Here is an 18,471-nt window from a genome sequence, read left to right as displayed (position 1 = left end):
GTGCTCTAGAAGCCAAGCTCCTCTGCGAGACTTCAACCTATGCGGCGCACTATTGATCACGCGGCCATGGCCGTGACTGGCTATGTCGAACCCTGGACCGGCGATGCCGCTCGGCAGCGCCTGGTTTCCTGTTCGAGCCGCAGCCCGGTCGAAGCGGTCCGTATCCGTGCTCTTGATCGCGACGATCTGCCGGAGCTGGACTGGCCGGTCAAGCGTTTGCAGGAGGTCAAGCATTGCAGCTTCTCGCAAGGCTCCTGGCTGAGCATCGAGGCCCCGGCCGCAGTCACCGCGCTGTCGTTCGAGCTCCTGCTCACCCGTAATTCCGGTCGGCGCGTGCTGCTCGACACCGGCAGCTTCGCGCTTCTCATCGAGGACAATGACCGGCTGATCTACCAGGCTCCAGGCGTTGAAACCCAGATCGGCACCCTGCCCACCAACCAATGGCTGAAGGTCGAGTTCGCCGCTGGGACCCTCGCGATCACCGCGCTCCATCGCTTCAGCCCTTTCACGCTGTCCTGCGAGCTTGCAGCTCAGACACCTCAAAGGCTGATCTTCTGCTCGGATTCAGGCGAAGCACTCCCGACCCTCAACTGCCGCCTCGCCAACATCGCCGTCACCACCGAGAGTGACCGGGCCAACTGGACGTTTCCGACGCTATTCACCGCAGAGCCACTTCCCGCGGGCGACCTGCAGTTGACGCTGCATAACAACCCAACCTTTTGCGTCCGCTCCGCCCGTTGGGACGGCTCGAGCCTTGATCCGCGGCTGACACCCAGCCATTACGACGCCATCCATTTTCACGACACGGACATGGCTGGCCTTGAGTGGTCCGCAAACTTCGCCATCGACATTCCCGCCGATGCACGATCGGGCGTCTACGCGGTTGAACTGGTGACTGCAGGCGGCGAGATCGAGCGGCTGCCGTTCTTTGTTTCTGCTCAACAGGCCCAATCTCGGCTGCTCTTTGTGGCACCCACCGCCACCTATCTCGCCTATGCCGATGAATTCCTGCCGCCGCATCTCTACGAATGGATCGGCACCGATCGTGGTCATGCGTTCGCCCGCGCCAACAATCTACGTTCACTCTACGACTATCACTCGGACGCGAGTGGTGTTTCCCTTGCATCCACCCGGCGGCCAAAGGCCACCCTGCGCGACGATTACGTCTACCCGCTTTGCGGCGCGCCACACCTGCTGCCCGTCGATCTGCACTTCCTGCGCTTTGCCGCCCGCAACGGCATCGCCTTCGACCTTACCACCGATCACGATCTGCATCGGGACGGCGCTGGCCTGCTGGCGCGCTACAAGGGCGTTGTCACCGGCAGCCACCCCGAATATCTCTCGGTCGCCATGGAAGAAGCCTATCGCACCTATGTGGCCGGTGGCGGGCGCCTGGCCTATATGGGGGGCAATGGCTTTGCCGCCGCAGTCGCCTTCAAGGACAATTTGATGGAGCTGCGCCGTGGCCCCACCCAGCCGGGCCGCACCTGGGACGGCCCGCTCGCCGAGATGCCGCTCGCCCTCACCAACGAGCCGGGCGGTTATTTGCGCGACCGGGGCCGGGGCGAGTTCAGCCTGACCGGCGTTGGCATCGCCCTGATGGGGTTCAGCAAGGCCCTGCCCTTTACGCGCGCGCCGGCCAGCCATGACGAGGCGTTCGCCTGGCTGTTCGATGGCGTGATCGGAGAGAACTTCGGCGATACCGGCATGGTTCTCGGCGGAGCCGCTGGCTACGAGGTCGACAACACCAACTGGCTCCTCGGCACCCCGGACGGGATCGTGGTTCTCGCCACCGCTTCGGGCTTTTCCGAGGACTATGTCGACGATCCCGGCCGGTGGTATGAAGGTGGCTCGCCGGAGCGAGAAGCTCGTCGGCTCGCCGAGATGACCTATCTGCCCCATCCATCTGGCGGGGCCGTCTTTTCCGCCAGTTCCGTATGTTTCCTTGGCGCCCTGCCCGGCCCCGATGATCAAAACGATGTGGGCAGGATCACCACGAACCTGCTCTTGCACTTTGCAAGCTGATCTAATCCGTTCATGTATGCGGCGAATTGCTCACCGGCGTGTCACCAAAGGAAATTGCCCATGAAAATTGCATCGATTGCCTTCGCGAGCCTGGCGCTGACCGCGCTCGCCCTTCCCGCTCAGGCTGAGGCCATCAAGATCGGCGTGCAGCCCTGGCTTGGCTATGGCCCGCTCTGGATTGCCGACCAAAAGGGCTTTTTTGAAGAGAACGGCGTCGAAGTTGACCTTATCAACTTCACTTGGGACCAGGACATGGCGGCAGCACTAGCCAGCGGCAATATCCAGGTCATCTCGGCTGCCACCAATACCGTGATCCTCAACATCAACAACGGCGTGGATCTCAAGGGTTTCATGATCATGGACGGCTCGACGACGGCGGATGCCGTGTTGGCGGGCAACAACATTGCCTCGATCGCCGAACTCAAGGGCAAGAAGGTCGCCTATGAGATCGGCTCCACCAGCGATCTGCTGATCAACTACGCGCTTAACTCTAACGGCCTTACCATTGCCGATGTGGAGGCTGTCCCGTTGGCGGCCGCTGATGCGGGCCTGGCGCTGATCGCTGGCCGCGTGGACATTGCCGTCACCTATGAGCCCTATATCTCCGCTGCCCTGGCGCAGGGTCCGGACTTCAAGGTGCTCTATACGGCTGGCGAAAAGCCGGGCCTGATCAGTGACGTCCTGGCCGCCGAAGCAAGCTTCATTGCCGGAAACCAAGACGCCCTGGTCGGCATCATCAAGGCCTGGGACCAGGCGGTGACCTTCATGCGCGACAACCCGGAAGAAGGCGGCAAGATCATTGCCGACGCCGTCGGCAGCCCCATCGAGGAATTCAACACCGCCTTTGCCGGCGTGCACCTCTATGACCTCGCTGAAAATGCCGCAGCCCTTGGCGGCGAGTTCCAGGCCACCGTCGAAGAGATCGGCGGTATCATGCAGCAGGCCAATCCGAACGACGTCAAGACCGTGCCGACCGGGGAAGACTTCCTCGACCTTGCGGCGGTCAACGCGGCCGCCAGCCGCTAATCCCTGGCCGGCGCCCCCAAGCGCCGGCTTTCACTCCGGATCACAAGAACCAGCATGCCCAAGAGTTCGAGCATCGCCCAAGCCGCCGCTGCCGGCCGGACCGATCGCCGCAAGAGCCGCAGCCGCGCCGGCCTGTTGCGGCTGCGCCAATCCATTCCAGACAGCGTTTTCAACGGCGCGGGCTTTGTGGTTCCGGTTGCGCTGGTGTTGGTGTGGTGGGCGGTCACGGCGCTGGGCCTCGTCAAACCCCTCTTTCTTCCCAGCCCCTACGCCATCCTCGAGGAAGCCTGGCGGCAGATCAGCACGGGCATTCTCCTTCAGGACGCCAGTGTCAGCGTCTACCGCATCCTTGTGGGCTGGCTGAGTGCGGCGCTGCTGGCCATTCCGATTGGCATCCTCATGGGCAATTTTCGCCTGTTCGAAGGCGCCCTTGAGCCGCTGATCTCGACCATTCGCTACATGCCCGTCGTGGCGCTGATCCCGCTGACCATCCTATGGGCCGGCATCGGGGACGAGCAGAAGATCCTGATCCTTTTCCTCGGGACCTTTTTCCAGATGGCCCTGATGGTGATGGACAATGTCAAGACCATCGACATCAACCTCATTCGTGCCGGCCAGACCTTGGGCTTTTCCAATACCGAGATCCTGTGGCGCATCATCCTGCCCGCCGCCCTGCCCGCCATCTGGGACACGTGCCGCATCACCATTGGCTGGACCTGGACCTATCTCGTGGTTGCAGAATTGGTTGCCGCCCAAACCGGCCTTGGCCGCCGCATCATGGACGCCCAGCGCTATCTTGCCACCGACACCATCATCTTCGGCACGCTGTTTATCGGCCTGCTCGGCTTGCTGACGGACTACGCCTTCAAACGCACGGGCCGCTCCCTATTCCGCTGGACGGGTAATCGATGAGCGCCGTATCCACTCCCAAGATCGTCGTTGATGCGGTCGGCAAGATTTTTGGCGAGGGCGGTGACGAGTTCCTGGCCATCGACCGCATCGATCTGACCGTCGCGCCCAACGAATTCGTTTCCATCGTCGGCACCTCGGGCTGTGGCAAGTCTACGCTCCTCAACATGGTTGGCGGCCTGACCGAGCCGACCTTTGGCGATGTCCTTATCGACGGCAAATCGGTGACCGGCCCCGGCCGGGACCGTGGCTTCGTGTTCCAGGGCTATAGCCTCTTCGAGTGGATGACCGTTGAGGGCAACATCCTCTTTGCGCTCGAAAAGAGCCGCATGGGCAAGGCCGAAAAAGCTGAACTGGTGCGCCAGTTCATCGCCGAAGTGGGGCTCGCCGGCTTCGAGCAGGCCTATCCGCGCCAGCTCTCGGGCGGCATGCGCCAGCGTGTCGCCATTGCGCGCGCCCTCGTTTACAAGCCCTCCCTGCTCCTGATGGACGAGCCGTTCGGAGCCCTCGATGCCCAGACCCGCGGCATGATGCAGGAGTTGCTGCTCAAAGTATGGGAAGACCACAAGGTCACCGTGCTGTTCGTCACCCATGACGTGGAGGAAGCCATCTTCCTGGCTGACCGGGTGGTTGTTCTGGCGTCGCGGCCCGGCCGGCTCAAGCGGGAACTCAAGGTCGATCTGGAGCGCCCCCGCCGCTACGACATCGTCACCAGCCCCGAATTCTCAGCCCTCAAGCGGGACGTCCTCGCCGACATCCGCGAGGAAACGCTTAAAGTCATGTCCATGGAGCATCGCTAGGCATCCCACAGCAGGCTCACGGCCGACAGCTCGCGCCGCCGACGATTAACCCCCGCGCTGGAACCGCAAGATCAAAATGACCCTTAAACCTCGCTCCGGACTGCTTTTCGACCTCGACGGCACCTTGGTTGAAAGCGATCCGCTGCACCTCAAGGCCTTCAACCAGGCCTTTGCTCCTTATGGGCATCAGTTCGATAGAGAGCGTTTCGGGCGTGAATTGCAGGGCATGGCCAACGAAGCCATCGGCGCGCGGTTTTTCCCCGGCGAGACGCCCGCAGTCCAATGGGACATCATGATGCGCAAGGAAGCGCTGTTCCGTGACCTGGCTGCCGCGGGCGTCGAGTCCGTGCACGGCCTGTTTGCCTTGCTCGACTGGGCCGATGCGCAAGGCCTGCCCGCCATCGCGGTGACCAACGCCCCCCGTCCCAACGCCGAATTGCTGCTCGACAGCATCGGGGTGCGCAAGCGCTTCAAGGACGTCGTCATTGGCGACGAGCTCGCTCATGGCAAGCCGCACCCCCTGCCCTATCTCGAAGGCCTGCGCATCCTCGGCGCCGATCCGGCCAACTGCGTGGCCTTCGAGGATTCGCGCACCGGCATCATGTCGGCCACCGCCGCCGGCATCACCACGATTGGCATTGCCACCGGGCTTGAACTTGAGCAACTCGTTGCCGCAGGAGCGAGTATGGCTGCCAGGGATTTCGCCGACGAGAAGCTGCTCGCCCTGGTGGCTGCAAAGGTTCTCTCCGCCTAGTCCGCCGTGAGCATGACCTTGACGCTGCGCGACCGGTCGGCGGCAAGCTGAAACGCATCATTTGCCGCGGCTAGGGATCGTTCCGCCGTCACCAGCTTGAGCACGTCGATCTCCCCGGCGGAAATCAGCTCCACGGCCTCGTTGAACTCGGTGCCGAAGCGGAAAGTGCCCTTGAGGTCGATTTCCTTGCTCATCACCGCATTGGCCGGCACCGGGATCTTGCCGCCCGGCAGATTTCCGATCTGCACCACCGTGCCACCGCGGCGAACACTGGCAATGGCGGCAGCAAGCCCGGCTGCAGTGCCGGAAACCTCAAACGCAATGTCGAACGGACTTTCGGCCGCCAGGCCGGTCAACTCTGCCTCTCCAGGGGACAGATCGATGGCGCGGTCCGCTCCAAGCCGGTCGGCAAAAGCCAGCGGCGCCTGGGCGATGTCAGCCACCGTCATCTGACCGCAGCCCTTGAGGCGCGCCGCGAGCATCACCAGCAGGCCGATAGGGCCGGCGCCGAAGATGATCGCGTTCTTGCCCCCGATCTCCCCGGCTCGCGCCACGGCGTGCAAACTGACTGCGAGCGGCTCGGCCAGTGCTGCTGCCTGGAAGGAAACGTCTCCCCCAACCCGCACGCATTGCGCCGGCATTGCGTCAAAGATGCTGGCAAAGCCGCCCTGCATGTGGGGAGTCTTTGACGCCGAGCCCATGAAGTAGATGTTTTCGCATAGATTGGCCCGCCCCTCCTCGCAGCGGGCGCAATGGCCACACCAGCGGGAAGGATTAACCGCTACGCGGTCGCCGACGCTGAGCCCAGGCGCCGCCCCATTGATCTCGACGACCTCACCCGCCACTTCGTGGCCAAGGATCAGCGGCGCATTGACCACGAAATCGCCAGTGCGCGCGTGGCGGAAATAATGCAGGTCTGAGCCGCAGATCCCGCCGGCACCAAAGCGCACCCGGACCATGCCGGGCGCCAGTGCCCCGAGCGGGTGCTCGATGACGCGAAGATCTTCGGGACCGAACAGTGTCGCCGCAATGGGCTCATTGGTCATCGGATCAGTCCCATTTGCGTCGGCAGCCAAAGGCTGATCGCGGGGATGAAGGTGATCAGGATCAAGGCCACCAAGAGGGGAACCAGCCAGGGCAGGATCGCCATGGTCGTGCGCTCCACCGAAAGTTTGGCGATGCGCGAGAGCACGAACAGCACCATGCCGAGCGGCGGATGCAGCAGCCCGATCATCAGGTTCAGCGTCATGATCAGGCCGAAATGCACCGGGTCGATGCCATACAGCAGGGTGATCGGCAGCAGGATTGGCACAAGGATGGTGATCGCCGCGATCGTGTCGAGAAAGCACCCGATCACCAGCATCAGGATGTTGACCAGGATCAGGAACACCCATTTGTTGTCGGTCAACGAGGTGATGAAGCTCGAAAACACCTGTGCTGCCTGGCTGACGGTCAAAAGCCAGGCAAAGATCGACGCTGCCGTTACGATAAACAGCACCGATGCCGTGGTCTCGATAGTGTCAAAGCTCGCCTTGGCCAGGCTTGCCAGCGTCATCGTCCGGTAGCGCACCAGCCCCAGAAACAGTGACCAGACCACCGCCGCCATGGCGGCCTCGGTCGGGGTGAACCAGCCCATGGTCATGCCCCCGATCAGGATAACCGGGGTCATCAGCGCCATCACGGCCGAAAAATCGAAATACCAGTCGCAGACAATGAGGACCAGCAAGGCCAGTCCTACCGCCAGGTTGAGGGATAGTCCCGCCCAGGTCAGCAGGTAGACGAACAAGGGAAAGGCGGCGACCACCAATATCTCAACCGAGGCCGCACCCAGCTTGCGCCACTGGAACGGCGTGTCCGAGCCCCAGCCCCGGCGATACGCAAAGATGGCGACCGTGACCATCATTAGCAGGGTCATGACCACGCCGGGCAGAATACCGGCCATGAACAGCGCCCCGATCGAAACATTGGCCATCATGCCGTAGATCACGAAGGGGAGTGACGGCGGAAAGATCGGGCCCAGCGTCGCCGAGGCCGCAGTCACCCCCACCGCTGCCTCGACCGGATAGCCGTGCTCGCGCATGGCCTTGATCTCGATGGTGCCGATGCCCGCAGCATCAGCGAGCGCCGCTCCGGACATTCCCGAGAAGATCACCGAGCCGATGATGTTCACCTGCGCGAGGCCACCCTTCATCCAGCCCACCAGGGCCAGGGCAAAGGTGTAAATGCGCCCGGTGACGCCGGCTATGTTCATGAGATTGCCGGCGAAAATGAAGAACGGGACGGCGAGCAGCGGGAAACTCTCGACGCCCGCGATCATGCGCTGGGCGGCGATGATGTCGGGCGCCACCCCATAAACCAGCAGGTAAAGCAGAGAGGAGCCCGCCATCGATACTGCGACGGGCACGCCGATAAGCATCAGGGCGAGAAAGGCGCCGATCAGGAGCAGCATGGTTTATTCCCCCAGCCCGTCAAAGGCGGTTGGCCGCTCCAGCACCGAATAGCCTCGCCGGATATTGCCGACGAACACCTGGACGGCGCGCACCGTCATTAAGGCAAAACCCGCCAGAACGGCGTAGAACACCACATTGCGCGGCAGGTCGATCGTGACCATGCGCTCGTCATGGACGATGCCGACATAGCGCCAGAACAGCCAGGTCATGTAGGCAAAGAAGGCGATGGTGATCAGGTTGACCGCAAGCGCCAGCCAACGCCCAACCCCCGCAGGCAGATAGTGATAAATCACATCCACATGGATGTGCCGGGTCATTCGGGTGCACATCACTGCGCCCAGAAACACCACCACAACCAGGCAGTTGATCGCGATCTCTTCGGTCCAGGCGAAACTGTTGTTCATCACATAGCGCGTGAAGAACTGCAGGAAAACGCAAAGGGACATGCCCCAGAACACGGCGAGGGTGATCCAATCTTCCCAGGCATATTGTTTGAGATCGATCGGCGCAGTGTCTTCTTGGAAAGCGCTGGAGAGTTCTTCGGCGGAAATCTGGGTGTGGGTTTCTTGGCTCATTCGCCGCAGCTCCGAAAGCAAGGGGGCGGAAAAGCAGGCCGCGGTTTGTGCTGCCGGGCCTGCCTTGTTCGCGAACTACTGGATGGCGCGGATCGCCTCCCAATCGGCCTGGCGATAGCCGAACTCCTCGAAAGTCACTTTCTGCATGACATTGGCTTCGAAATCGGCGCGATCCACCTCGGTGACCGTCAGGCCACGCTCGGTAAAGGTTTGCACAAGCTCGGCTTCGCGCTCGACGACGATGTTGGTGGCCCGCTCTGCGGCTTCCTGCATGACCTCGGTGAAGATCGCCTTGTCTTCGTCGGAGAGCTGCGCCCAGCGCGACTGCGACACGATCGTATTGAGATGATCAACGATGTGCCCGGTCAGGATGATGTGCTTTTGCACTTCGTAGAACTTCTTGGCGTCGATGGTGGTCAGGGGATTTTCCTGCGCTTCCACCGTTCCCTGCTGCAGGGCCAGATAGACTTCGGCAAAGGCAATGGGTGCCGTGTTGGCGCCGCAAGCACGGGGCATGGCCAGGTAAGCTGGCACATCGGGGACCCGGATCTTGAGCCCCTGCATGTCCGCGCATTTCTCGATCGGCCGATTGGATGTGGTGTGCCGCGTGCCGTAATAGGTGGTGGCCGCGATGTGGTGACCTGACGCCTCTTCGTAACCGGCCGTCAGTTCCTTGTACTTATCGCTTTGCGTATAGGCGAGCAGATGGTTGGCATCGCGGAAGATGAAGGGGAAATAGGTCACCCCGATCGGCGAAAACTCCCGGGCGGCAAAGCTTGAGCCGGAAATGATGATATCAACCGTTCCAAGGGTAAGCCCCTGATTGATGTCGGTTTCCTTGCCCAGCTGCGAGGCCGGAAACACATCGATGGTGTAGCGGCCATCGGTGCGTTTCTCGATCTCTTCCGCCGCCCACACCGATTCCGTGTGAAAAGGTTCGGAGGTTTCGTAGACATGGGCCCATTTCAGCGCAGTTTGGGCCGAAGCTGACGCAATTGGCAGCGCGACTGCAGCAATGGTGCCCAGTAGAACGGCGTATTTTTTCAACACAGTGAACCTCCTTTTTGTTTTTGCTCTGACTTCTTGCGCCAAGTCTCCTCCCGGCGCGTGACTAGCCCCTGCCCCTTCGCTGAGGTAATTTCCGCAAAGCTCTCAGAGCATCGGGTTTCCAATAGCAGCGGACACCTTTGCATCGGTCTTGCGGGCCTGGAATCATGGTCGGGATTGGGTTGCACGAACGCCGCACTTCAGCTGCAGGCGTAAGCAGCGCCCCGCAGACGGTGGCGCGCCACATGTCAAGCCAACCATAGCGATACCGCAACCGGTCGCTCGCCAAGAAGTCCCTGGCGTCTATCCGTTGGCGTGGCTGGTCTGCGATCTGCCGATAAACCCGGCGTGGTTCGACGGCCTGACTTGGCATCGCCGCTATATCCTCCTAGCCATGACCGCCTGCCTCCCAGGAAGCGGTCTGACCTTTACCGGAAGGCTGTCGCGTTCGCCCTGCAGTGTCAAGGAGGTATTCTGCTGCGGGCAAAAGTTGTGTGTGGACAACACTATAGCAATTTTGGCCGCAGCCGAGATTGCTTAACTTTCTATCTCCTGCCAGCCGAACAATTTCGAGCCGCTCAGAGCGGTTTCTTGTTTGGTAGGGCTCCCGCGAAGGCCACCGCATCAAGAAACGGGCCGTGCCCACCCGCTAAACAGCGGGTGGGCGTGAGTTACAGCTTACCAGGTTTGCTTTAGGGTCGCGCTGATGGTGCGGCCGGGATTGTAGAAGGTGGCACCAAAGCCGCCGACATATTTCTGGGCGGCATGCTTTTCGTCGAAGATGTTGCTGACATTGAGCTGCAGGGTGGTGTTTTCCTGGATCTCATAGTTCAGGGCAGCATCGAAGATTATGGCCGCATCGGCCTTGGTCGTGTTGGCGTCGTCGATGTAATAGGCGCCGGTATAGCGCGCGCCGGCGCCAAGAGTGATCTCACCCAGGCTGCCGATGCTGGGGATGGTGTAGTCCACCCAAAGCGAAGCGAGGTGATTGGGCACGCGGGAAAGCTCGTTGCCGGCATTGCCCGTGGCGCCATCCTCCACGATCTCCGACATCATGTAGCTATAGGCGGCGGTGACCGTCAGATTTTCCATCAGCTCGGCCTTGGCCTCGAGGTCGATGCCATTGACGCTCACTTCGCCCAGGGTTTCCTGCGTCGGCGGGGTTCCCGGTATGGTGACGGTGATGTTGTCCTTGGACAGGCTGAAGAGCGAAGCGGTGAACAGCGCCGGATAAGCCTCGGGCTGGTATTTGACGCCCACTTCCCATTGCTGGCCGCGCTCGGGCGCAAGGGTGGTGACGGGCGTGCCATAGGGCGCTGCCGGAACCGCTGACTCGGCATAGCTGACAAAGCCCGATACTTCCGGGGTGAACTTGTAGACCAGGCCGGCGCGCTTGGTGAACTCGCTGAAGTCACCGCCAAAGGTGGTGCCGCTGAGATTGTCGGTTTGCTCCAGATCGAGCCAATCATTGCGGACGCCGACTGTGGCGATCAGGCTATCGGAGAAGGTCAATTCCTGCTGCAGATAGATCGCGTTGCCCTTGGTGTTGTAGGCCGCATCGGCATAGATCGGCAGCACTTTGGGCGCACCGGTATAAACCGGGTCCGTCCAATCAATGCCAGGAGCAGCGCCGTAAAAGCCCTTGCTCGTGGAGTTGTCGTCATTGTGCTCGACGCCCACCAGTGTGCGGGAATCGACATCGCCGAGGCTAGCCTCGTATTGCAGGCGCCCATCGATGATGAAGTGTTCGCGGCTGCCTTCGCTGGCCACGAAGTCGCGGGCCGCCACGGTGCCCGTGGTTGGGCCCGAGATATAGGCGTAGCCATAGTCACTGGCGGAATTGGAATAGCGCGCGTTGGAGCTGAAAGTGAGGCCCGACCCGAAATCGTGGTCGAACATCAGGCTCACGGTGTCACGGTCAAGCGTGGCGTAGTTGAAGTCGGGTTCGCCAAAAAACACGTCGCGGTCAAAGTCGGTGCCCACCGGATGGCCGCCGCTATTGGGCGAATTCCGCTTGCGGAGGTGGTCGTAGACGACGGTCAACTTGGTGGCGTCGCTTGGGCGCCAGGTGACGCCGCCCATGGCAAAGGCCTCGTCGTCATTGGAATAGTCATATTCGTCCCCCGCCAGGCGCACCTTGCCGGTGAGACGATAGGAGAGCGTCTCATCGGGGGTGATATTGTCGCCGAAATCAGCGCCGATCTCGCCCCGGCCGAACGAACCTCCAGTCACAAAGACCTCGCCGAACTTCTCGCTTCTGGGGGTCTTGCTGACATAGTTCACCGAACCGCCGGGGTCGCCGAGGCCGAATGCGGTGGAGTTGGCGCCCTTGACCACTTCCACCCGCTCAAAGGCATAAGGCTCCTCGCGCACGCCCAGGAACGGCCGGCCGATGCCAAGGCCATCCCGATAGGCATAAGCATCGAGCCCGCGGATCTTGAAGTAATCGAAGCGACCATCCGAACCATAGAAGTCGGTGACCACGCCGGGTGTATATTGCAGGATCTCTTCGGCCGTTTCGGCGTCGCGGCGCTCGATTTCCTTGGCCGTGATCACCGAAACCGTGGCGGGGGTGTCGAGGATCGGGGTCGCAAGTTTGGAGCCGCTGGTGGTGGTACGCGCAACGATCGAGGCGCGGTCATCGTCGCTATTCTGGGCCTGCCCCTCGATGGTAATGGCAGGCAGCACCAGCGTTGAGCCGGCGCCGGCGGTATCCTGCGCAAAAACGAGGCTGGGCACCATGCCCGCCAGGGCCGTGCAGCCCAGCAGCATGGGGATCCCCAAATGCCCCCGCTTGCGCTTGCTCGTTTCGCCGTATCCCTCAATGCCCATAGTCGTACCCAATTCAATCCGGATGATACTGGTTCAACAGCGATCCGGCCGGTTTCGGTGGCTCGCTGGTAAGCTGACTGCTGTGCTCCGGTTTTAGCAAAGCCGACAGATGCATGGCAATTCACCGGCAATTTCAAAATCTTGCTGGTGGTGCGATTTCGCCGGTTGACGCCGCACCGTCAAACCTGACATGGACAGTCCGCTTTATACCTGAAGGACTATGCCGATGCTGCGGCTGCCTCGTTTTGCTGCGATCCTCATTATGGCCTGGAGCGCTGTTGGCGCTGCCGGCGGCGTCATGGCGCAGGAAAGCGCCAGCTTTCCCCTCACCATCGAGCATGCCCTGGGCACCACGGTGATTCCCGCCAAGCCAGTGCGCATTGCGACGGTCGCTTGGGCCAATCACGAGGTGCCGCTGGCGCTTGGCATTGTGCCCGTGGGCTTTGCCCGCGCCGATTTCGGCGATGACAATGCTGATGGCGTGCTGCCCTGGGTGGCCAACAAGCTCGAGGAACTCGGGGCGCAAACGCCGGTGCTATTCGATGAGGGCGACGGGATCGATTTCGAGGCTGTGGCCGCAACCGATCCCGACGTGATCCTGGCCGCCTATTCCGGGCTCAGCCAGCCGGACTATGACATGCTGAGCCAAATCGCTCCCGTGGTCGCCTATCCCGATGCGCCATGGTCGACCGAGTGGCGCGAGATGATCCGCCTTAACAGCCAGGCGCTCGGCCTGGGCGCCGAAGGCGAAGCGCTGGTCACCGGCATCGAGGCCGAGATCGCCGAGGCAGCCGCCGCTCACCCGGACCTGCTCGGCAAGCGGGCCATGTTCGTGACCCATCTCAATGCCTTTGACCTCAGCACCATCAATTTCTACACGGCCAACGACACGCGGGTGAAATTCTTCGCGGATTTGGGGCTGCAATCCCCCCAAAGCGTCACCAGTGCCTCCCTTCCCGGGAAGTACTCGGGCTCGGTGAGTGCCGAGCAGATCGACATGTTCAACGACGTCGATATCCTCGTCACCTATGGCGATCAGCAGCTGGTGGATGCCGTTAAAGCCAATTCCTTGATCTCCAAGATGCCGGCGGCTGCGCGGGGTGCACTGGTCGTTCTGGGCTCCGATCCCGCGGGAACCGCGGCCAATCCGACCCCGCTTTCGATCTCCTTTATTCTCGACGACTACCTGGCGCTGCTGTCGGATGCGGCGGAAAAGCTGCAATGACAGTGTCCGGCGCGTCAAGGACCGCTCCCCCCAAGCTGTTTGGCCCATCGGGTGGCCAACGCAGCCTGTGGCTGGCCGCCGGTGTTGCACTCGTGGCGCTGCTTTGCGTACTTTCGATCACCGTGGGCTCGCGCGAAGTTTCCTGGGCGGACATCACCGCAGCCCTGCTCGGGCATGAAGACACGATCGGACAGGCCTCGGTTTCGCTGCGCATCCCCCGGACCGTGCTCGGCTTGCTGAGCGGCGCCGCCCTTGGCCTCGCTGGCACCGTAATGCAAGGCATCACCCGCAATCCCCTGGCCGATCCAGGTATTCTGGGGGTCAATACCGGGGCTGCGCTGGCGGTGGTTCTTGGCATTGCCTGGTTTAACATCAGCTCGACCCAAGCCTTTGTTTGGGCAGCAATCGGTGGCGCGGGAGGCACCGCCCTCTTGGTCTACACCATCGGCTCGCTGGGCCGCGGTGGTGCGACCCCGCTCAAGCTGGTGCTGGCTGGTGCCGCAACCTCGATTGCCTTTTCCTCGCTGGTGACGGCCGTGGTGCTGCCGCGCAACGACATCGCCGGCGGCATCCGCTCCTGGCAGATCGGCGGGGTCGGCGGCGCTGACTTCGAGCGCATCCTCGTTGTGCTCCCCTTCCTCGCTGTCGGGCTCATTGTCAGCCTGCTTTGTGCCAAAAAGCTCAACGCGCTGGCTCTGGGCGATGACCTGGCTGCAGGCCTGGGAGAGCACGTTGCCTTGATCCGGGCGGTGGGGGCGTTCGGGGCCATCCTGCTCTGCGGCGCGACCACGGCGGCCTGCGGCCCGATCGGCTTTGTCGGCCTTGTGGTGCCGCATTTGTGCCGCCTGCTGTTTGGCTCCGATTATCGCTGGCTGCTGCCGCTTTCGGCCATCGGTGGCGCAGGCCTGCTGGTGCTGGCCGATATTGTCGGACGCATTGTCGCCCGTCCGGCCGAGCTCGATGTCGGCATCATCACGGCCCTGGTCGGCGCACCCTTTTTCATCTGGGTGGTTCGCCGCCAACGTATCCGGGAGCTGTAACCGTGCTCGCCGCCGCTCCGTTCAGCTTCGCCGCCGGCCGGCGCAACCGCATGGCCCGCCAGGCGACTGTCACGGCCGGGTTGCTTGCGCTCCTCGGGGCTCTTTTCGCGCTGACCCTCACATTGGGCCAATCCTTCACGCCACCGGCCGATGTGCTGCGGGTGCTGCTCGGCGAGGATGTGGCCGGCGCCAGCTTTGCCGTCGGACAGTTGCGCCTGCCCCGGGGTGTACTGGCAATCTTGTCCGGCCTGAGCTTTGGCATGGCGGGCGCGGCCTTTCAGATCATGCTGCGCAATCCCCTGGCCAGCCCCGACATCATCGGCATCAGTTCGGGCGCGAGTGCTGCCGCCGTGTTCGCCATTGTCGTGCTCTCGCTCAAGGGAACCGTCGTATCCCTTTTTGCCGTTGGCGCGGGCCTTTCGGTCGCGCTCCTCGTTTACGGGCTGTCCTTTCGCAACGGGGTCGCGGGCACCCGGCTGATCCTCGTGGGCATCGGCGTTTCCGCCATGCTGGAAAGCATGGTTGCCTATCTCCTCACCCAGGCCCCGGACTGGAATTTGCAGGAGGCCCTGCGTTGGCTGTCCGGCAGCCTCAACGGCGTCCAGCTGGTTCAGGCCGTTCCGGTGCTAGGAGCCCTCGCCTTGTTTGGTGGCGTTCTGCTCCTCCTCACCCGCGAGCTTGATCTACTTCGATTGGGCGACGACACGGCCTCGGCCCTTGGCGTACGCGTTTCGCAAACGCGGGTGTTGGTGATCGTTTCGGCCGTAGGCCTGATCGCTACGGCCACGGCGGTTACAGGCCCAATCGCCTTCGTGGCCTTCCTGTCCGGACCTATTGCGGCCCGGATCGTGGGCCCGCGCCAATCGCTGCTCCTTCCGGCGGCGCTGGTGGGGGCATTGCTGGTCCTGGGGGCCGATTACGTCGGGCAGTTCCTGCTGCCCGCCCGCTATCCTGTGGGTGTGGTCACCGGCGCCTTGGGCGCGCCTTACCTGATTTACCTCATCGTGCGGACCAACCGCACCGGAGGCACGTTGTGACGCGCCATTCCCTCACGGTCGACAAGCTTCGCGCTCGCTATGGCGAGACGGAGATCCTCCATGGCCTCGATCTGCAGGTGCCGATGGGGCGGATCACGGTGATCGTGGGCGCCAATGCCTGTGGCAAGTCCACCCTGCTGCGCGCCATGTCGCGCCTCCTCATCCCCTATAGCGGGCAAGTGGTGCTGGACGGCAAGGCGATCCACCAGACCCCACCGCGCCAGCTGGCCCGGACACTGGGCTTGCTGCCGCAGTCGCCCATTGCGCCTGAAGGCATAGCCGTGGCCGATCTGGTGAGCCGGGGCCGGCATCCACACCAGGGGCTGTTCGCGCGCTGGACCCGGCAGGACGACGAAGCGGTCGAGAACGCCCTCCTTGCCACCCGGACCACTGAACTGGCGGAGCGCCCGATCGAAGAGCTGTCGGGCGGACAGCGCCAGCGCGTCTGGATTGCCATGGCGCTGGCGCAGCAAACCGACATTTTGCTCCTCGATGAGCCAACCACCTTTCTCGACATCAGTCACCAGATCGAAGTGCTTGACCTCCTGACCGACCTCAACCGCTCGCGCGGCACCACCATTGTCATGGTGCTGCATGACATCAACCTGGCCGCTCGCTATGCTGACTGCCTTGTGGCGATGGCCGGCGGGCAAGTGCAGGTGATCGGCCATCCCGATCAGGTGGTGACACCAGCCACCATCCAGCAGGTGTTCGGCATCGCGAGCCAGGTCATCACCGACCCAGTTTCGGGGCGCCCCATCATGCTGCCCATCAGTCGGCACGGCACGCTGGCGCCCCCAACCCATTCCAACCCCCACCACCGCTTCAAGGAGACCTCCCCATGATCGCTTTGCAGGAATACAAGCTTTCCGGCGTGGCGCTTCCGAGCGATCCGATCTGGATGCTGGAGGAAATCTGCGAGCATTTCGTCGAGCACGCCGAAGTGCAGCGGCTGGATAATTTCGCGCTGTTGCGCAATGAAGCCGGCCTGGCCAGCATCCGGGCCGATGCCGGCAAACTGTTGATCGAACTGACCGCGCCCACGCCCCTGGCGCTGGAAATGAGCCGCACAGATCTGGCGGAGCATCTGTTCCATTTCGCCGGCAAGGAGCCATTCGCGCTGGAATGGTCCGAGCCAGCCCAGCCCCTGACCCTACCGAACCTGCACCATGTCACGGTGGCGGGCGCCGAGGACATCACCCCCCGCATGCGGCGCGTGAAATTCAGCTGCGCCGATGTTACCCCATTCGTTGGCGGAGAAATGCATGTGCAACTCCTGGTGCCGCCGCAGAACCGCCCGCCGGTTTGGCCCAGCTATCGCCGCGATGGCCGGGTGAACTGGCCTGAGGGTGATGATGCGCTGCTTGTTCGCGCCTATACGATCAGGGCGGTCGACACCGAGCGCGGCGAACTCTGGATCGATTTCCTGCAGCACCCCGTACCAGGCGTCGAAACGCCGGGCGCGGACTTTGCGCGCGATGCAGTACCCGGAATGCAAGTGGCTCTCTTGGGCCCATCCAGCGGCAAGTTGCCGGAGGGCGCTTCGATCTTCCTTGCCGGGGACGAAGCGGCTCTGCCAGCCATTGCACGCATCGCGGAGGAAGCGCCGGCGGGAACGCGCCTGCAAGCCCTGATTGAGGTTTGGGACGAGAGCGAAGAGCAAGAACTCCGTTCCGCCGCCGCGCTCGATATCCGCTGGCTGCACCGCAAGACCTATCCCGATGCAAGCCAGGGCACCTTCGCTGGCGAAATCAAGCAAGCCCTCGGCGCGGTTGATAGCCAGACCTATGTGTGGGTGGCCTGCGAGAAGCAGGATGTCCGCGCCGTGCGCTCATTCCTCAAGAGCCGCGGCCATGATCGCAAGGCCATGTATGTCGCGTGGTATTGGGAACGCGAGGCGCCCGCAGGCTCAGTCAGCGATTGAGCACTTCGCCGCTCAGCATGTCGATCTGCATGCCATCGAAAGCTGGCGTGACATTGTCGGGTGTGCCCGCTTCGGTGGCGCGGTAGTCCAGGTCGATATGCAGATTGGTCAGTACCGCCTGGCTTGGCGCGAAGCGCTCGATCAGTTCGAGCGTTTCGGGCAGGCTCAGATGGCTGGGATGCGGCGCCGGACGCAGCGCGTCGATCACCCAGGACGTCAGCCCTGACACCGCCGCAAAGGACTGGCCTGGAATGCCCGAAAGATCGCAGGAATAAGCGAAGTCAGCGACGCGGAAGCCCAGCGAGCGGATATTGCCGTGGTCCTGCTCGAAGCCGGTAATGTCGATGCTCCCACCCGGACCGTCAATGGTCAGCCCTTCCCCGGGCTCGATCTCATTGGCGTTGAGGATTGGCGGATAATCCCCACCCTTGGGCGTGGCAAAGCAATAGCCGAAGGCTTCGCGCAACCGCTGCCCGCATTCAGGCGTGAAGAACACATCTACCCGCCGGCGGTTCTGCAGCGCCAGCACGCGCAGATCATCGATGCCGTGTGTGTGGTCGGCATGCTCGTGGGTATAGAACACGGCGTCGAGCCGCCCAACTTGCGCATCGAGCAGTTGTTCGCGCAGATCGGCGCCGGTGTCGATGAGAATGCGCGTCGGCTCCGTGCTGCCCTCGCTCCAGCCTTCGATCAGCAGCGAGCAGCGACGACGCCGGTTGCGCGGCTCGCTGGGGTCGCAATCGCCCCAATTATTGCCCACGCGCGGCACGCCGCCCGAGGAGCCGCAGCCCAGGATCGTCGCAACGAGCTTGGTCGCGGCTGCCATC

16 protein-coding genes are annotated in these 18,471 nt (G+C 62.6%); 10 read left to right on the top strand and 6 right to left on the bottom strand.

Going from position 1 to position 18,471, the window contains the following annotated elements; translation table 11 throughout:
• Positions 1-39 precede the first annotated feature (39 nt).
• The 5 genes from ELX51_RS08545 (at position 40) to ELX51_RS08525 (ending at position 5,514) form a co-directional block, all read left to right on the top strand.
• Positions 40-2,025: a N,N-dimethylformamidase beta subunit family domain-containing protein gene (locus ELX51_RS08545; protein ID WP_127753120.1), complete on the top strand. Its 1,986-nt coding sequence runs from the start codon at positions 40-42 to the stop codon at positions 2,023-2,025.
• Between the two features lie 60 nt (positions 2,026-2,085).
• Entirely contained in the window at positions 2,086-3,051 is a 966-nt protein-coding gene (locus ELX51_RS08540) for an ABC transporter substrate-binding protein (RefSeq protein WP_127753119.1), read from the top strand.
• Between the two features lie 54 nt (positions 3,052-3,105).
• Entirely contained in the window at positions 3,106-3,963 is an 858-nt protein-coding gene (locus ELX51_RS08535) for an ABC transporter permease (protein WP_127753118.1), read from the top strand.
• Positions 3,960-4,760: an ABC transporter ATP-binding protein gene (locus ELX51_RS08530; protein WP_127753117.1), complete on the top strand. Its 801-nt coding sequence runs from the start codon at positions 3,960-3,962 to the stop codon at positions 4,758-4,760. The genes ELX51_RS08535 and ELX51_RS08530 overlap by 4 nt, the downstream gene beginning before the upstream one ends.
• Before the next feature lie 76 nt (positions 4,761-4,836).
• Positions 4,837-5,514 (top strand): HAD-IA family hydrolase, encoded by a 678-nt coding sequence (locus tag ELX51_RS08525; RefSeq protein WP_127753116.1) that lies wholly within the window; start codon positions 4,837-4,839, stop codon positions 5,512-5,514.
• Here the strand turns inward: ELX51_RS08525 and ELX51_RS08520 are convergent.
• From ELX51_RS08520 to ELX51_RS08500, 5 genes are all read right to left on the bottom strand, one after another.
• The gene (locus ELX51_RS08520) at positions 5,511-6,560 is read right to left on the bottom strand and encodes an L-idonate 5-dehydrogenase (RefSeq protein WP_127753115.1); all 1,050 of its coding nucleotides are present in this window, start codon (positions 6,558-6,560) and stop codon (positions 5,511-5,513) included. The two genes, ELX51_RS08525 and ELX51_RS08520, sit on opposite strands and share 4 nt — an antisense overlap.
• Positions 6,557-7,963, bottom strand: coding sequence for a TRAP transporter large permease (locus tag ELX51_RS08515; RefSeq protein ID WP_127753114.1), 1,407 nt, complete (start codon positions 7,961-7,963; stop codon positions 6,557-6,559). Before ELX51_RS08515 ends, ELX51_RS08520 begins: the two co-directional genes overlap by 4 nt.
• A 3-nt stretch (positions 7,964-7,966) precedes the next feature.
• Complete coding sequence (locus ELX51_RS08510; RefSeq protein ID WP_127753113.1) at positions 7,967-8,539, bottom strand: TRAP transporter small permease; 573 nt, start codon at positions 8,537-8,539, stop codon at positions 7,967-7,969.
• A 75-nt stretch (positions 8,540-8,614) separates the two neighbouring features.
• The gene (locus tag ELX51_RS08505; protein WP_127753112.1) at positions 8,615-9,589 is read right to left on the bottom strand and encodes a sialic acid TRAP transporter substrate-binding protein SiaP; all 975 of its coding nucleotides are present in this window, start codon (positions 9,587-9,589) and stop codon (positions 8,615-8,617) included.
• A 675-nt stretch (positions 9,590-10,264) separates the two neighbouring features.
• A complete protein-coding gene (locus ELX51_RS08500) occupies positions 10,265-12,358 on the bottom strand; it encodes a TonB-dependent siderophore receptor (protein ID WP_248305331.1) in 2,094 nt (697 codons plus the stop codon).
• 289 nt (positions 12,359-12,647) lie between these two features.
• Here ELX51_RS08500 and ELX51_RS08495 point away from each other — a divergent pair, with 289 nt between their 5' ends.
• Genes ELX51_RS08495 through ELX51_RS08475 form a run of 5 tightly spaced genes read left to right on the top strand, consistent with a single transcriptional unit; the run spans position 12,648 to position 17,644 of the window.
• A complete protein-coding gene (locus ELX51_RS08495; protein ID WP_206524737.1) occupies positions 12,648-13,643 on the top strand; it encodes an iron-siderophore ABC transporter substrate-binding protein in 996 nt (331 codons plus the stop codon).
• The gene (locus ELX51_RS08490; protein WP_127753109.1) at positions 13,640-14,683 is read left to right on the top strand and encodes an iron ABC transporter permease; all 1,044 of its coding nucleotides are present in this window, start codon (positions 13,640-13,642) and stop codon (positions 14,681-14,683) included. Before ELX51_RS08495 ends, ELX51_RS08490 begins: the two co-directional genes overlap by 4 nt.
• Before the next feature lie 50 nt (positions 14,684-14,733).
• Entirely contained in the window at positions 14,734-15,720 is a 987-nt protein-coding gene (locus ELX51_RS08485; RefSeq protein ID WP_127755222.1) for an iron chelate uptake ABC transporter family permease subunit, read from the top strand.
• Positions 15,717-16,565, top strand: a complete 849-nt coding sequence (locus tag ELX51_RS08480) for an ABC transporter ATP-binding protein (RefSeq protein ID WP_127753108.1) — start codon at positions 15,717-15,719, stop codon at positions 16,563-16,565. Before ELX51_RS08485 ends, ELX51_RS08480 begins: the two co-directional genes overlap by 4 nt.
• A complete protein-coding gene (locus tag ELX51_RS08475; RefSeq protein WP_127753107.1) occupies positions 16,562-17,644 on the top strand; it encodes a DUF2218 domain-containing protein in 1,083 nt (360 codons plus the stop codon). Before ELX51_RS08480 ends, ELX51_RS08475 begins: the two co-directional genes overlap by 4 nt.
• Here ELX51_RS08475 and ELX51_RS08470 read toward each other — a convergent pair.
• Complete coding sequence (locus ELX51_RS08470; RefSeq protein WP_127753106.1) at positions 17,634-18,470, bottom strand: MBL fold metallo-hydrolase; 837 nt, start codon at positions 18,468-18,470, stop codon at positions 17,634-17,636. The genes ELX51_RS08475 and ELX51_RS08470 overlap by 11 nt on opposite strands.
• Position 18,471: the final 1 nt, after the last annotated feature.

The sequence above is a fragment of the Devosia sp. 1566 genome (assembly GCF_004005995.1).
Lineage (GTDB): Bacteria > Pseudomonadota > Alphaproteobacteria > Rhizobiales > Devosiaceae > Devosia.
Note: the sequence above shows the minus strand (reverse complement) of the source record. Positions and strands in the feature narration are given on the sequence as shown.